This is a genomic window from Paenibacillus sp. Soil724D2 (genome assembly GCF_001427935.1).
Lineage (GTDB): Bacteria > Bacillota > Bacilli > Paenibacillales > NBRC-103111 > Paenibacillus_E.
This window is the reverse complement of record NZ_LMRY01000056.1, coordinates 233,488-249,612: the sequence shown is the minus strand read 5'-3', so window position 1 is coordinate 249,612 and position 16,125 is coordinate 233,488. Positions and strand designations below refer to the sequence as shown.

Annotated in this window: 14 protein-coding genes; 12 read left to right on the top strand and 2 right to left on the bottom strand. The window is 41.5% G+C overall.

Annotated features, from left to right (window positions below):
* Nucleotides 1-149: 149 nt before the first annotated feature.
* From ASG85_RS31320 to ASG85_RS31285, 8 genes are all read left to right on the top strand, one after another.
* The gene (locus ASG85_RS31320) at nt 150-758 is read left to right on the top strand and encodes a carbohydrate ABC transporter permease (protein WP_060648846.1); all 609 of its coding nucleotides are present in this window, start codon (nt 150-152) and stop codon (nt 756-758) included.
* 335 nt (nt 759-1,093) lie between these two features.
* A complete protein-coding gene (locus tag ASG85_RS31315) occupies nt 1,094-1,951 on the top strand; it encodes an amino acid ABC transporter substrate-binding protein (protein ID WP_060648845.1) in 858 nt (285 codons plus the stop codon).
* A gap of 11 nt (nt 1,952-1,962) precedes the next feature.
* Entirely contained in the window at nt 1,963-2,631 is a 669-nt protein-coding gene (locus ASG85_RS31310) for an amino acid ABC transporter permease (protein WP_057306640.1), read from the top strand.
* Between the two features lie 10 nt (nt 2,632-2,641).
* On the top strand, nt 2,642-3,394 hold the full coding sequence (locus ASG85_RS31305; RefSeq protein ID WP_060648844.1) for an amino acid ABC transporter ATP-binding protein: 753 nt from the start codon (nt 2,642-2,644) through the stop codon (nt 3,392-3,394).
* A gap of 194 nt (nt 3,395-3,588) precedes the next feature.
* Nucleotides 3,589-4,662 carry a Gfo/Idh/MocA family oxidoreductase gene (locus tag ASG85_RS31300; protein WP_321166618.1) on the top strand — a complete coding sequence of 358 codons (1,074 nt, stop codon included), beginning with the start codon at nt 3,589-3,591 and terminating at the stop codon, nt 4,660-4,662.
* Between the two features lie 147 nt (nt 4,663-4,809).
* Nucleotides 4,810-5,010, top strand: coding sequence for a hypothetical protein (locus ASG85_RS31295; protein ID WP_060648843.1), 201 nt, complete (start codon nt 4,810-4,812; stop codon nt 5,008-5,010).
* Between the two features lie 17 nt (nt 5,011-5,027).
* Entirely contained in the window at nt 5,028-7,682 is a 2,655-nt protein-coding gene (locus ASG85_RS31290; protein ID WP_060648842.1) for a PAS domain S-box protein, read from the top strand.
* Nucleotides 7,663-8,865: a metallophosphoesterase family protein gene (locus tag ASG85_RS31285; protein WP_060648841.1), complete on the top strand. Its 1,203-nt coding sequence runs from the start codon at nt 7,663-7,665 to the stop codon at nt 8,863-8,865. Before ASG85_RS31290 ends, ASG85_RS31285 begins: the two co-directional genes overlap by 20 nt.
* Before the next feature lie 231 nt (nt 8,866-9,096).
* Here the strand turns inward: ASG85_RS31285 and ASG85_RS31280 are convergent, their stop codons facing one another.
* Nucleotides 9,097-9,558 (bottom strand): Lrp/AsnC family transcriptional regulator, encoded by a 462-nt coding sequence (locus ASG85_RS31280; RefSeq protein ID WP_057306635.1) that lies wholly within the window; start codon nt 9,556-9,558, stop codon nt 9,097-9,099.
* 171 nt (nt 9,559-9,729) lie between these two features.
* Between ASG85_RS31280 and ASG85_RS31275 the strand changes: the two genes are divergently transcribed.
* The 4 genes from ASG85_RS31275 to ASG85_RS31260 all read left to right on the top strand — a co-directional run bounded on the left by ASG85_RS31275 (nt 9,730) and on the right by ASG85_RS31260 (nt 15,045).
* Nucleotides 9,730-10,908, top strand: coding sequence for a serine hydrolase domain-containing protein (locus ASG85_RS31275; protein ID WP_200961725.1), 1,179 nt, complete (start codon nt 9,730-9,732; stop codon nt 10,906-10,908).
* Nucleotides 10,905-12,092, top strand: coding sequence for an MFS transporter (locus tag ASG85_RS31270; protein WP_060648840.1), 1,188 nt, complete (start codon nt 10,905-10,907; stop codon nt 12,090-12,092). The genes ASG85_RS31275 and ASG85_RS31270 overlap by 4 nt, the downstream gene beginning before the upstream one ends.
* Before the next feature lie 316 nt (nt 12,093-12,408).
* Nucleotides 12,409-13,314: an AraC family transcriptional regulator gene (locus ASG85_RS31265; RefSeq protein ID WP_060648839.1), complete on the top strand. Its 906-nt coding sequence runs from the start codon at nt 12,409-12,411 to the stop codon at nt 13,312-13,314.
* A gap of 87 nt (nt 13,315-13,401) precedes the next feature.
* Entirely contained in the window at nt 13,402-15,045 is a 1,644-nt protein-coding gene (locus ASG85_RS31260; RefSeq protein WP_060648838.1) for an alpha-amylase family glycosyl hydrolase, read from the top strand.
* A 61-nt stretch (nt 15,046-15,106) separates the two neighbouring features.
* On the opposite strand, the gene ASG85_RS31255 is transcribed toward ASG85_RS31260, so the two are convergent.
* Nucleotides 15,107-16,111, bottom strand: coding sequence for a DUF3231 family protein (locus ASG85_RS31255; RefSeq protein ID WP_057306631.1), 1,005 nt, complete (start codon nt 16,109-16,111; stop codon nt 15,107-15,109).
* Nucleotides 16,112-16,125 lie beyond the last annotated feature (14 nt).

Here is a 16,125-nt window from a genome sequence, read left to right as displayed (position 1 = left end):
AGAATTGTTATTAAAAAGCATTCGGCTAAGCAATCTGTTGCGCAATTCAAAAATTAAGAATCGATTGATTATATCGTTCATCCTACTATCGATTATTCCCCTCCCTACGGTGTTAGTCCTGAGCGTCATGTGAACGATGGAATCGTCTCATGGTTGCTGTTTCCGTTACAATCATCGCGCTAATCATCGGAGGTCTGGCTGCACATGTCTTTGCCAAGTATCAATTTAACTTCCGGCGTCAGCTCATTTACCTGTTTCTATTCACATATATGATCCCTTCTGTCGTTATCGTCATTCCGTTGTATCTTTTGTTGCAAAAAATGGGGATGTTGGATTCCAAACTGACCCTGATCATACTTGATTTGACCTTTGCCATTCCATTTGTGATATGGATCATGCAAAGTTATTTCAAACAGGTTTCCCACGATTTCTATGAAGCGGCGTCGCTCGATGGCTGCAGCCGCATGCAAATACTCCGTTTGGTCGTAGTACCTATTGTGCGTCCAGGCATTCTGGCGACCATGATTTTCGTATTTTTGTTGTCTTGGGATGAGTTTTTCTTCTCACTTTTGTTTACGTCAACCCTTCATGCGAAAACCATTTCGGTGGCCATCTCTGAATTTAGCGGTAAGAACGCTGTGGATTTCGGTATGGTAGCAACAGGCGGTGTATTAGCTTCCCTGCCTCCACTCTTTATTGCGATCGTTTTTCAAAAATTCCTTGTTCAAGGGATGACTGCTGGCGGCGTCAAAGAGTAGGGTAGGTAGAAAGTCATTATGAGTCAAAGGATGCGACGAGAAGTGAGTAGATTTTGGAACGAGGTTTTGAAGCGGTGAGTCGATTGAAGCTGTGAAACTTTTGTAAGTATTAGTGAAATAAGCATAATCGGAGCAGCGTATAGCTGTCTGATTATGCTTATTTTTTAGCTTTATGCCGAATCCGTCAAATTGCTCAATAAGTCCTGATACGGCGAAACTCCAGAGACATCAGCAAGGAATTTAATCCAACTGAAATAGTAGGAATATTTCTTGACTGAATAAAGTTAGTAGTGATAAGATGACAAAAGTTCAAATAACAACATGGAGGTCTTCAAATGAAAAAACAATATCTATCGGCGGGCATGATACTTCTAGCGGGCTCTCTTATTTTTACTGCATGCGGAACAAAAGAAACGGCTAATAAACCATCTCCAACTGCGGCAGCAACCAAAGAAGCTGCAGCGAAAGAAACACCTGGACAAGCAACTCAAACCTTATTGGGTACGATCAAAACAAATGGGAAAATTCGTATAGGAACGGAAGGAACTTATGCACCTTTCACGTACCATGACAAGGATGGGAAATTAACAGGATTCGATGTAGAGATTGCTCAAGAAATCGCTAAGAAAATGGGTGTTCAAGCCGAATTCATCGAAACCAAATGGGATGGCATGTTTGCTGGGCTGGATTCCAAACGATTTGATATTGTCGTGAACGAAGTTAGCATTAAAGAAGACCGTAAAGTGAAATACGATTTCTCAGATCCTTATATCGTGTCTAAAGCCGTTTTGATTGTACACAAAGACAATAAAGATATTAAAAAAATAACTGATTTGAAAGGTAAAAAAGCAGGGCAATCATTAACAAGCAACTTAACCGAAATTGCTAAATCCAATGGTGCAGAGATTGTACAAACCGACGGATTTAATCAAGCCATTGATCTGCTGCTGTCCAAACGTATTGACGCCACCATTAATGATGGCTTGTCTTACCTGGATTTGAAAAAACAAAAGCCGGATGTAGCTATTCAAGTCGTCGATGAGACCAAGGAAGCATCTCAAAGTGCAGTTTTGATAAACAAGGGCAATCAAGAGCTCGTTGATGCGATTAATATAGCATTGGCTGATTTGAAGAAAGATGGAACCTATCTCAAAATCTCTGAAAAATACTTTGGCCAAGACGTATCGAAGTAGGGTTATCTAACATGGACGATAGAAAATGGCAAATCTTCATAGACTCATTCCTTCCCCTGCTTAAGGCAGGGGTTGCTTTTACAGTACCTTTGACTTTAATTTCATTTACACTAGGGCTTTGTCTTGCCTTGGTAACCGCATTAATTCGAATTTCTGATATTAAACCTCTTGTTCAGGCAGCACGTTTTTACGTGTGGATTATTCGGGGTACCCCTTTGCTGGTGCAGTTGTTTATTATTTTTTATGGACTGCCAAGTATCGGGATTACATTGGATGCTTTCCCATCAGCTGTTATAGGATTTACCTTAAGTGTTGGCGCCTATGGATCTGAGATTATTCGTGGAGCTCTGCTCTCAACGCCAAAAGGACAATGGGAAGCATCTTATTCGCTCGGAATGACAAAGCTTCAAGCACTGCGGAACATCATATTGCCCCAAGCAATTCGAATTTCGATTCCATCACTTTTTAACTCGTTCATAAGCTTGGTGAAAGACACCTCACTCGCAGCTACTGTCACGGTGACGGAAATGTTTCAAAAAGCTCAGCAAATTACGGCTACCGTTTATGAACCCTTATTGCTTTATTGTGAAGCTGCACTCATTTATCTGGTGCTTAGTACAATTCTTTCAAATATTCAAGGTCGTTTGGAGAAAAAGTTTGACCTTCATACGGCTAGATAGTGGTGGATGTATGATTACAATCAACAATCTATTCAAAACCTTCGGTTCTCAGCAGGTGTTAAAAGGTATCAATATTACCTTAGAGAGAGGCAAAGTGATGGTTGTCATCGGTCCCTCCGGCTCCGGGAAATCTACCTTGCTTCGTTCCGTTAACGCTCTAGAAATTCCTGATAAAGGCACGATTGAGGTAGGGAACGCTCATCTTACTTTTACTGAAATAGTTAAGCCAAAACAGAGTGAGATCCTCGCTTTAAGGAAAAAGACAGGGATGGTTTTTCAGTCCTATCATTTATTTCCTCATTTAACGGTATTACAGAATGTTACGGCAGCTCAGGTCATTGTGAAGAAAAGAAGCAGGCAAGAGGCTAAAAGTAAAGCAGTCGAACTGCTTAGGAAGGTCGGTTTAGCGGACAAGGCTAGCTCTTATCCCCATCAGCTGTCTGGAGGACAACAGCAGCGGGTTGGTATAGCCCGAGCATTGGCCGTAGATCCTGAAGTACTCTTATTTGATGAGCCAACTTCTGCCTTAGACCCTGAGCTTGTGGGGGAAGTGCTTAAAGTCATGAAGGACTTGGCCGTGGAAGGTATGACTATGATAATTGTTACGCATGAAATGCAATTCGCTAAGGAAGTAGCGGATACTGTTGTCTTTATGAACGATGGCAGTATTGTTGAGCAGGGTGCTCCCGATTCTTTGTTTAATCATCCTAAACACGATAGAACAAGATTGTTTTTATCTAGACTTAGCGGGGCAAACAACTAATATAGCTGTTTGCCATAAGGCTAGTATGAACGATACTAGGACTGCCGAATCTTTCGGCAGTCTATTCTTTATATTTCAAGACACTGCAGAAAGTCGTGTAAATAACAAGACAGCATATATAATTACATCCCTTTACCAGTATTTGTGTCATACAATAGTAGTGAAATGTTTCATTTAAATGAGGAGGAATTAGTGTGGCTATCACATTCGGTATAGTCGGAGGCGGCTGGCGTGCAGAGTTTTTTATGCGTATCGTTCGAGCCCTTCCAGATCGTTTTAAAGTTAGCGGTGTTGTCGTACGCAATGAAGCGAAAGGGCGTGCGTTCGAGGAACAATGGGGAGTGCGGACGTTCCGCTCAACCGAGGATTTATTGAAGCAAACAACACCTTCGTTTGTTGTCCTTTCGGTTCCTGTTTCACAGACTCCGGAATTGGTTAAACAACTCGTATGTGAAGGAATTCCCGTTCTGTCCGAAACACCGCCTGCGGCTGATCTGGAGCAATTGAATCAGCTCTATCAAGACATTGGACCGGACGCCAAGGTACAGGTGGCGGAGCAATATGCCTTCCAGCCGCTGCATGCAGCACGTATTGCTGTCGTACAGTCCGGCTTGCTGGGCACTGTTAGCCAAGCGCAAGTCTCTGTTGCCCATGGCTACCATGGGATCAGCATCATGCGCAGTCTCCTGGGCATACGATTTGAAGATGCAATAATTCGAGGTTTCGGATTCTCTTCTCCGAATATTAGCGGACCTAACCGAGAGGGTGATCCAACTAGTGAGAAGACGTCGATCTCTAATCAAGTGATCGCACACCTTGAGTTTGGTGACAAGTTAGGTGTGTTTGATTTTACCGGTGATCAGTATTTCTCATGGATTCGTTCAGAGCGGGTACTTGTACGAGGGGATAAGGGGGAAATTAATAATACGAGGATTGCTTATTTGCAGGATTTTCGTACCCCCATTCAACTGGAGCTAAGACGGCTGAATGCCGGGGAGAATGGCAACCTTGAAGGGTATTATCACAAGGGCATTTTGGCAGGCGATAAATGGGTTTATCGAAATCCCTTCCAGCCAGGACGACTATCGGACGACGAAATAGCGATTGCTACTTGTCTACAAAAGATGAGTGAATACGTGCAGGGGGGACCCAGCTTTTATAGCCTTGCGGAAGCGGCACAAGATCACTACCTGGGTATGATGATCACTCAAGCGGTTAAATCGGGTGAAACCGTCCAAACGACCATGCAATCATGGGCTATGTTTTAACGGAGCGCTTCAGACTAGCCTTGGCCGTAACCAAACAGGACTTTCTTTTGTCTTTTAGACAATGGAGAAGGTCCTTTTCATAGGACCCTGATTTTGATCCTTATTTATGCAATAATGTAAGAACATATATCTTAAAAGGAGATCAACATGCCAAAACAACGTAAACTGACAGAACCTTCAGACTTTGAGAGGATGAGGGTATTTCGACAGCCCATCTCGATCTTTTTACACGGTGAACAAATAGGTGAAAATGTTATCATTCAATCACATGATGACGAATTAGTTGTAAGCACGACTGGCGAACAATTCGTGAAGGCAAATTGTGAATTTCTAAGTAAGGTACATTGACGACTGGAGGATTTCAAATGCCTAAGGTAGATTTCGACCACGACTCTGTTTATCAACAAGTATATACCTTTGCTCCAAATGCTATAGCGTTGGTGTCCATGGATGGAACGATTAGGAGGGTCAATTCCTCCTTCTATTCAACCCTCGGTTATACGGAGCAAGAAGCAATTGGACTTACGCTTAAGGAAATAACCCATCCTGATGATTTGAATAAAATTAATGCACTAATCGAAGAGGTATTGAATGGAAATTCACAATTCTATGAGCTAGAAAAGCGTTGTATTCAGAAAAACGGGAACCTTATTTGGGCGTCTGTAAGATTATCTTTGGTTCGTGACGAAAAACAAGGAACACCACTATACTTTATTGTTCATATCATCGATATTTCATATAAAATAGCCACGGAACAAAAACTTTTAAAGATTGAAGAATTGTATGAACTTATCTCAAAAAATGCTCAGGATATTATTACTTTAGTGAATCCAGATGGTAAAATCCAGTATTTATCTCCCTCCGTGAGTGATTTATTGGGTTATGAGCCAGAAGAATTGATCGGAAAAGATAGTTCTGAATTAAATCATCCTGAAGATTTAGAAAAAATAAGATCTGAACCTTTTTCGGATAATGGGGTAGTTACCTATCGTTCACGCCACAAGAATGGTACGTATATTTGGTTTGAGACTGCGATTAAACTCATTAGAGATGATCAAGGAAATCTACAGAAGGTATTAGGGATAGGGCGGGATATTACAGAGCGAAAGAAATACCAGGATAATCTTGCGGAGGCCCAGCATATTGCCATGCTTGGCAGTTGGGAATTGGATATTCTCGATGATAAGATCACATTCTCTGAAGAATTTTACCAAATTTATAACTTGTTAAAAAATAATTTACCATTAGATCCTACGGATCTTGCATTTATAATTCATCCAGAAGATCGACAACGATTTAATGAATTCATTGATCAAGCCATGCAAGGTACAACGATTAGCTCGGAATTTCGCAATCTGCAGCTTGATGGAACAATTAAGTATATGCAAATTCGCGTTTCAGTAACATTCGACGAAAATGGAAAGCCTGTCAAAATGAATGGAACTACACAGGACATTACGGAACGCAAAAAAGTAGAGTTGAAGCTGCAAGAGTCCGTAGAACGCTATACGTCTCTGAAAAAATACAACCACGATGCTATTATTTCCCTGGATGTTAAAGGCAGGATCATTAACACCAATGAAATGGCAGAACGACTGACTGGATACAGGGTTATGGAGATGAGAGGTGAGCGTATTTCCAAACTTATTGGTGAACGAAATCTCCGTAGGTTAATCTCCTATTCCATGGAAGACGTTACAACGGAAAGAAATATTAATAAAATCAAACATAAAGATGGACATAATGTTGAAGTATTAACAACGATTGCGCCTATCATCATTAATAAGGAAAACGTCGGGTTCTATATTATTGCGAAAGATATGACTGAACAGAAACAATTGCTTATTGCTAAGGAAGCAGCTGAAAATACAAATAAAGCAAAAAGTGAATTTTTAGCCATGATGAGCCATGAAATCCGAACCCCTATGAATGGGGTGATTGGCATGACTGACTTGCTATTATCTACGACAGACTTGGATGACGAGCAAAAAGAATATGTAAAAATCATTAATAAAAGCGGGAACACGCTTATTAAGATTATTAATGATATTTTGGATTTTTCCAAAATTGAAGCAGGCAAGACTGAATTACAAGCGCAGCCATTTGATATCAGAGACTGCATCGACGATACGCTCGCTGTACTAATGCCAAAAGCACATGAAAAAAAGCTGGATATTCATGTTTCTATGATTCCGGAATTGCCTTATAAATTAATTGGTGATTACGATCGCGTGAAACAAGTATTAATGAATCTCATTAGCAATGCGATCAAGTTCACGTATAGCGGCGGGGTGTCCATTACGGTTGAAAATAATGGGCGTGAAAATCAAAAGATTCAGCTTAAATTTTCAATAAAAGACACGGGGATTGGTATTCCCAAAGAAAAACTCAATCATTTGTTTGATCCCTTCTATCAATTGGATAGCTTCATGACGCGACAATCGGAAGGAACAGGATTAGGCTTAGCCATTAGCAGAAAAATTGTTGGGTTGATGGGTGGAGATATTTGGTTCGAACAAACGGACGAACCTGGGGCAACTTTTGTATTTACAGTTTGGTTTAAAGAAGAGGTATCGCATCCAATAGACTCATCTATACAAGAAATCGCATTTGTTCAAAACCCTTTGAAAGTTTTAATAGCCGAAGATAATCAAATTAATCAGATCGTATTAAAAAAAATGATTGAAAAGATGGGGCATTTCACAAGTATTGTCGAAAATGGCAATCAGGTTATTCGAGCTCTTGCTTACGAAACATACGATATCATCTTTATGGACATCCAAATGCCTATCCTGAATGGTCTGGAAACTACTCAACAGATCAAAGAAACAATGCCGCCAGAGAAAGTCCCTTACATAATTGCTGTGACAGCTAACGCTTTAAAAGGCGATCGTGAAAAATGTCTTGAAGCAGGTATGGATGATTACATCAGCAAACCTATCAAAAGCGAGGTTATTTTCGATAAGATTGAAAAGTTTCAAAAACAAAGGCGGGAAATAAATGGCGGAGTATATAAATGAGGAACAAGACCAAAAGCCGAATGCCAAATTCATCGTCATTACGGATACACATGTTGAAGATGATATAGAAGGCGTACATTCGCTGAATTTCATTCAGGCCTTACAGGATATCAGGGCAACTTCGCCCGATAGTCAAGGAATTATGCATGTTGGTGATATGACTAACAATGGCAAGCAAACAGAGTTTGAAACGATGACTCAAATTTTGAAGGATCATAGAGAGGGTCTGCCACCTATCTATTTTACTTACGGCAACCATGATGTCCGTTGGGCGGACTTTGATACCCAAATGTCTTATTTTACAACAAGTACGGGTATGGATAAAAAGTATTTCGATTTTTGGATGAACGGCTATCATTTTATTTTCTTAGGGACAGAGAAAGGGTTAAAAGACTCTTCGTATTTATCAATGACGCAGCTTGAGTGGTTAGATCTAAAGCTATCGGAGCACGAAGAGGCTCACAAACCGTCCTTTATTTTCGTTCATCAGCCTTTGAAACATACAGTTTCAGGGTCACAAAACAAGTTCGGGTGGCATGGTATTCGACAGGACAGGGAACTTAAGACAATACTAGCTAAGCATCCGCAAACGATTGTATTCACTGGCCATACTCATTGGGAACTGGGTTCGGCCGATACGATGTACAACTCCAAGTATGCAACAATGTTTAACGCAGCCTCCACAGCCTACTTATGGACGGATGAGAATGTGGAGAAGGCAGGCTCCCAGGGATATTTCGTAGAGGTTTATGATCATAAAGTGGTCGTAAAAGGAAGAGACTTTAAAGCTAAAACGTGGATCGAAGATGCCACTTTCACAGTATCACTTCCTTCGTTAATTCCAAAGGTGGACCCTGAAGTCGATCCCGATCTGACTCTTGGTAGCCCGACAATGCAGATAGACAGGGCCGTTTATCGGACTCGCGATTTGATTGAAGTTACTTACACGGGGTCATTGGGAGAAGATGCATTCGGTATTTTCCCAAGAGGTACTATACCTAGTGAGATTCAACCGATTACTCCCATAGCGCATATTAAAACTAATTCGGCAAGCCAGCCGGATGGGAAGATCATATTCACTGATTTGAATCTTCCAGCGGGATCTTACGATGTCATTTATTTGGGGGAAACATTGAATACTGAGCTAGCACGAATATCTTTTGAGGTTATTTCTGAGGATTAGAGCTTCCCGAAAGTAAATAGGGGTACAAAAAATGAGGTGCAAGGTTATTATTGCCTCCTCATTTTTTTTTGTTTTTGTCGATTGCAAAAGAAACTCACCCGACCTCTAGTAAGCGGAACGTAGGGGCGTTATTTGATCAAAAAGAACGATCTGGAGGTATAAAAACGCGAAATAACGCATCGTCGTTCCTCTTCCTCATGATTTCGGGTGTTTTTCGTCTAAATAACGCTTCTACGTTCCCTCTGCAAGCAAGTTTGCCTCTTCAAGCGATGGGATAAGTAATTTTGGCTCGATTGGTGATGACATCACGATAAGAATCGTATACGTCCCATACTTATCACATTGGTTGCCGAACTCTTCGAGAGACCGTGTGGAGTCAGTCATAACTTTCAATAAGTAGTTATGTTCTCCGCTTATGCGGTTGCATTCGACGACATCGGGTGATGAGCGGCAAAAATCAAGGAATGCATGACAATCCCTCGTATGAAACAGGATGTAAGCGGCTGCTTGTTTCCCGATTTTCTCCGGGGAAATCATGGTGCGATACTCTTGGATGATCCCTTTTTCCTCCATACGTCTTACTCTCTCCGTTACTGCGGGTTGTGATAACCCAACACACTTGCCTAGTTCCGTCATTGATATTCTCGCTTGGTTTTGAAGATGGTAAAGGATTTGTTTATCAACATGGTCCATTGAAATCGGCTCCTTTAAATTTAAGGTTTTGCTTAAAAACTAACTCGTTTTTATTTGTTAAAGGGCAGACATAACTTGAATGCCTTATGTAAAGCAAGTCACTTAATTATTATAATAAACTAACAATAGTGAAGTGATCAAATCTTTCCTATTCAGAGAGGATGAAAACGAATGAATAAGTTGAATACAAACAGAATGAATCCTGACCGATTACAAGCACGCATGGATGAAGTAATCGATCGTACCCTTGCGGATAAACGGTTGGTTGGCGCTGTCATTAAAGTGGCGATAGATGGGGTACTGGTTTATAATCGCGCTGCCGGTTTTGCAGGCCGTGAGAAGAACCAGACGATGCAAGAAAATGCCTTATTTCGGCTTGCTTCTGTAACAAAACCTATCGTTTCAACAGCTGCGATGATACTCGTTTCGCAAGGCCGCTTACGACTTGACGACCGCGTTGATCGTTGGCTTCCAGCGTTTCGACCACGTTTGGAGAGCGGTGAATTCGCGGCGTTGACGATTCGGCATTTGATGACACACACGGCAGGGCTGACTTACCGCTTTTTTCAGGAAGAGAATGGTCCCTATCATCGAGCCGAGGTATCGGATGGTATGGATCAGGCCGGTATCACGTTGGAAGAGAACCTCCGTCGTATCGCCTCTGTTCCGCTCCTTTACACGCCAGGCACCCAGTGGAAATATTCAATTGCCACTGATGTTCTGGGCGCCGTGATTGCGAAGGTTACAGATTCACCGCTTGGTGAAGCCATACGTACGCTAGTGACAGCGCCGCTTGGCATGGACGACACTGGGTTTACAGCAGTTGATCCAGTGCGACTAGCGACGGCCTATGCCAATGCAAATCCAGAGCCACGGCCCCTGCATGATCCCGATAGCATTGATTTTATTGAAGGTACGGCGGGCTTTCGGCTTGCCCCTGGCCGGGCACTTGATAATTCGGCCTATCACTCCGGCGGAGCCGGCATGGTCGGGAGCGCCGGCGACTTATTGCTGCTGCTGGAAGCACTACGTAAGGGCGGAGCGCCCCTGCTGCCGGAGAGTCTGGTTCGCGAGATGACGACCAACCAACTCGGTGATTTGCCAATGGCCTATTGGCCAGGACGAGGCTTTGGCCTAGGATTTACGCTGCTCAAAGATCCTATCGCCGCAAACACTCCGGAATCACCGGGCACCTGGCGTATGGGGGGGACCTATGGTCATTCCTGGTTCGTTGATCCTGAGAAACGACTAAGTGTCGTAGCGTTTACCAATACAGCTTTGGAAGGCATGTCAGGCCAGTTTACCGTTGATCTTTGTGAAGCCGTTTATGACGGGATCAGGAACGAATGAATGAACGGAAGATAAACCCCATATTCTTTATCGCTCTGGGCTTATTCGGCGTGTATACCATTGAGTTTGGCGTTGTCGGAATATTACCAGCTATTACGGAGCGTTACAATGTCAGTACGTCTCAGGCCGGCATGCTTGTCGGGGTGTTTGCACTTGTTATAGCACTATGTGGTCCCTTTATGGTGCTGTTTCTTTCTAAATATAATCGTAAAAACGTAATGATGGTGTCTTTACTCGTTTTTGCTGTAAGTAGTTTATTATCCGCTTATGCTCCTAATTTTTATGTTTTGCTGGCGCTTCGGATTATCCCGGCATTGTTCCATCCCGTATATTTTTCCTTGGCCTTTGCAGCTGCAGTTTCGCTCTATCCAAAGGAAAAATCCACTCAAGCTTCTGCGAAAGCATTTGTTGGTACTAGTATGGGTATGGTACTTGGAATTCCGATAACAACCTATCTCGTAGATCAATTCTCATTCGAGGCTGCTTTTATATTTTGTGCCGTTGTAAACACCGCTGCTACTGTGGGGATCGCCATCATGCTTCCGAACTCGTCCAAAGCTGAGAAAGTCTCTTACGGGAAACAGCTCGGTATATTGCGTAAAGTCCCCCTATGGATCAATATTGGAGCAGCAACATTCATATTTGCCGCTATGTTTTCGGTCTATAGCTATGCTGCCGAATACTTGGAACAAGTGATGGGGTTGAGCGGGAGAATCGTTAGCGTCATGCTTGTCATTTTCGGTGTTGGGGGAGTGGCCGGCAACTTATTGGCAGGGAGACTGATTGGTAAAAACAAGGGCAGAACGACTGTTTTTCATCCGATCGTATTAGCCACCTCTTTCTTACTGCTCTATTTGGGAGAAAGATCCATTGTGCCTATCATTGTCATAATGGTTTTGTGGGGAGCCGCTCATACCAGTGGACTCATCGTAACCCAGATATGGTTAACTTCTGAAGCTCCGGAAGCTCCTGAATTTGCCACGGGGTTGTATATTTCCTTTATCAATCTGGGTGTGTCCATCGGTTCCTTAGCAGGTGGGTGGTTTATTAGCACTACAGGAATGAAAGGGACTATATGGAGTGGCTTATTGTTTATTATGCTGGCACTTCTATGTATTGGGTTTAAAATTGCTTACTTCAACCGAAAAGGGTTACAGGTAAATCGAGGCTCAAACGGTGTCTAACTGGACAGCAAGGAATATGAGAATAAGGGCGTCGAATAAGAAAAATATGCTATAATTCAGTGAGATTTATTTCCAGATACATAAGATGTGATTATCGATTTAAAACTGGATCCGAAATCCATACGGGCCTTGCAGGCTATTGGACTTTCAACGTAGGGGCCCAGGATCAGTCCGGCAACAGCCGAAACGGAACGATTCATGGCAGTCCCAAACCGATTAAGTAGTGACTTGTGGAGAATAAAGACGTACCATTAAAGCAGGCGCTTAGGGCGACCTGCTTTATTCTTTGAAGTAAAGGGTTTTCTGGAGGAACGAAATGAACTTATTTAAAGAGCCGATTCATTATGATGATCCTCTTCTTCGTATTCAAGTGCTTAGCTTTAATAGCATGAAAATATGTCAAGATGGGTGGCATTTTCATCCTCAAATAGAGATTATAGCTGTTCGGTCTGGAAGAATGGAAATTCATACACCTGCGGAGGTATACCACTTGCAAGCGGGAGATGTGCTGATTTTGGGTTCTTGCCAACCCCATCTCGATCTGAGAAAGCAAAACGAGGTCGTTGATTATGTGGCGCTTCAATTTGAGCTGGAAGCCTTCTTTGATTCCAACATGCTTCCATACTTGTATCTGTTTCAGGAATCAATGCTACCATTAGTCGAACTAAACACATTGTTTAAAGAGAATTCTGAACTGCGTCAGCAATTCTACAGTACGGTCATTGAATTGCAGCTGGAACATCAGCAGAGACAGAGGGGCTATGAGCTCGCAATGAACTATTTGGTAAAGAAATGTATTTTTTTATTGTTACGTCATGACACCATAGGATTGTTAGGAACAAGCCGATCGATAAATGACTCCAACCTAAAGCCAGTGTTCGATTACGTGGAAGCCCAATTATCTAATAAAATAACCGCCCAGCAAGCATGCCATCTCGTCAATTTCAGCTATACCTATTTCCTTAAATATTTCAAACAGATCATGGGCATTTCCTTCACAGACTATGTGATTCACCGCAGAATCAAATATGCTGAACGTCTGCTTTTGACTGAAGATCTTAGCATTGCTGAGATTGCCGAACTTGTCGGCTTACCGAACATATCCCACTTCTACAAACTATTTAAAAGACTCCATCAAAATTCCCCTAAAAGCTTTAAAGACACTATGATAGCACGAACTCATGAAACTACTAGCATAGTCTCAATGATCACAACAGAATAGCATCATAATGGAGTGGAATCGGATATGGGCAGCCTATTTCTTTACTGCTACTATAGGAGAAGAGATTAATACGAAGGAGCTCATACAATGTCACCTGACTTTCCAACAAAAGGAACAAATGGCGTACGGTTTGTTTATTACACAGATATTGAAGTTGATAGTGTCGCCTTAGCAGGGACCTTTAATAATTGGAATGGCGATCGAAACTACATGAACAAAAGGGAAGATGCGAAAGGTTGGGAGATTGAATTAGCCATCCCTAAGGGAAGACATCTTTATAAGTTTGTAGTGAATGGGGAAGCATGGATTTTGGACCCATTGAATCCGAGTGTGTCAGAAGATGGGCAAAATAATTCGGCCATAACTGTTACTGAACAGGGAGAAGTACTGATCCGAACAAATGAAATTTCAAAAGAGCAACCTGGATATATGTATGAAAACTTTACGGCTATCCAAAGTCCCGAATGGATTAAAAAGTCGGTGATTTATGAACTTCATCTCAGGGCGTTTACCGAAAATGGTTTTAATGGACTATCAGAGAAGATTGACTATTTCAAAAAAATGGGAATCAATACACTATGGCTGATGCCTTTCAATGAAGTTGGACATGAAGGAAGGTTAGGTAAATATGGCGACCCCTATGCGGTAAAAGACTTCTATTCCATTGATCCCAGCTTTGGAACCAAAGAGGATCTACTTTCATTTATTCGAAAAGCTCATGACAACGGGATCAAAGTCATTTTGGATTGGGTGTTGAACCGCACAAGTGTGGATCACATTATGACAAGAAGCCATCCGGAATATTTCACTCGAAATGAACAAGATGAGATCTATTATGATGTGCCTAATCGAGCGTATTTTGCCGGTCTAGAATTTAGTAACCGCGAGATGAGGAAATATGTCATTGAGGCTATGAAATATTGGATAGTCGAGTTTGATTTTGACGGTATTCGATTGGACGATTCGGACATAACTCCCTTTGATTTTCTCTCTGAAATTAAGCATGCGCTGCAAGAAGTAAAAGCTGATCTCATCCTAATCTCACAGTCCTACGATGAGTATCATCATATTGAATCTTGTGACTTGACCTACGACGGCAGTCCCCGAATTCTAATACGTGATATGGTTGATGGAACGATCGCTCAGAGCGATTTTATAGCGATTTATAACTCTTATAAGTACAGCTTTCCTAGGAATGCGCTAAGAATGAGATGGCTGGAGGAAAAGGAACGGTCAAGAGCATGTAACTTTTTTGGCGAAAAACTTGCAAAGGCTGCGGCTTCTATCTTGCTGACGCTTGAAGGTGTTCCATGTATGATGATGGGGCAGGAATTTAATGAGAGTACGTTGGAAACATGGACATCCTTATTCGATGAATATAAGCTGAACTGGAATCAATTCGATATGGATATGTTCGAGCACTATCAATTTCTGATTCATCTTCGGACGAACAATCCGGCATTTTGGATGGGAGATTTAACGTTCATTCGCAACTCTGAAGAGCAGGTTTTATCTTACTTGAGGCAACACGAGGATAGTAAATATTTGATCATAGTTAACTTGTCAAAGGATGCTTTATTTGTTCAATTTGACAATGACGCGTTGGCAGGCGAATTTATCACTGATAGAGAAAATATGATCTATCTTACCGGAAGGGACGACCGCCGCGTTGAGAATAATTCATCCAGTCTATGGATTGATAGCTATGAAACAATGATATATAAAAAATGATAGTGTTACCGAAAAGCCCTCTTTGAACACATACAAAGAGGGCTTTAACAATAAGTAAAAACTATTGGTTTTTAGCAAGTTCTTTTCTGTTTGGTGCAATTGGAGGTTGTTCTAACCATTTATTTTTTATCATGAGATCAAACCAATTTTTCGATACAGTCAAATCCTTGAGAATGATCCGCTCATAATCAAGAATTAGATCAGACCTCATGGAACCCGCTAGTCCTAATCCATGATAGGATTGAGAAGTCAGAAACAAAAAACCAGTATGAAACATGATAAGTTTATCTGAAAACGGTGAGTCTGTAGATTCGGTTATTTCCGTTTCCCATGACATCGGAACAGGTAAATTATCATCCTTTAGTTTTTTGCTTAGCAATTGAATGTGGTCATTTGAAGTTTGAACGGCGTCTGTTAGAAATTTCCTTATTTCTTTGGAACCGGCAATTTGACTAAATGCAATTCCAAGTGTTTTTGCCATAATACTTTTCTTTAAGTTAAGTGAAATATTGCCTATTTCTATGGCTGAAAGAGGACGTTTATCTCCCCAAAAACCATCGAGATATTTTTTGCTATCAATAAACTCTGGGGTTGTACGCGGGAAAAAATAAGGATCTCTTTGGAAGTGTCCCTTTTCGAGTAATAAATCAACGGTGCGTTGGTACATATTTTTTCCATCCGTCAAACAGGAATCAAAAAAATCTCTTAAATCTTTTCTAACGGATGTAGTAAGCGAATAGATGTGACCGTTTAAACCATGTATGGTCATGAGATACAAATAATCCAAACAGAAAATATCTGAAAATAACCTTCCAATATTGGGATTGGTATCTGCTTCTGTAAACCCTATAGGTAATGGAAATCCATCATTAAGCATAAAGGTAGAGACCTGCTGCATTTGATTCTCTGAAATTTTTATTGCATCGTTAAAAACCTCTCTAATGGACGTATCCTCTATTATTGAAAGCATATATTTATTTACTTGATTTACCATAGATTCGTTTACATATTGCCCCCACAAAGCTCCGATTTCCGTTGAAGTTAGTTTTAATTGAGTAGTGTTCATATCTGTATCACCTC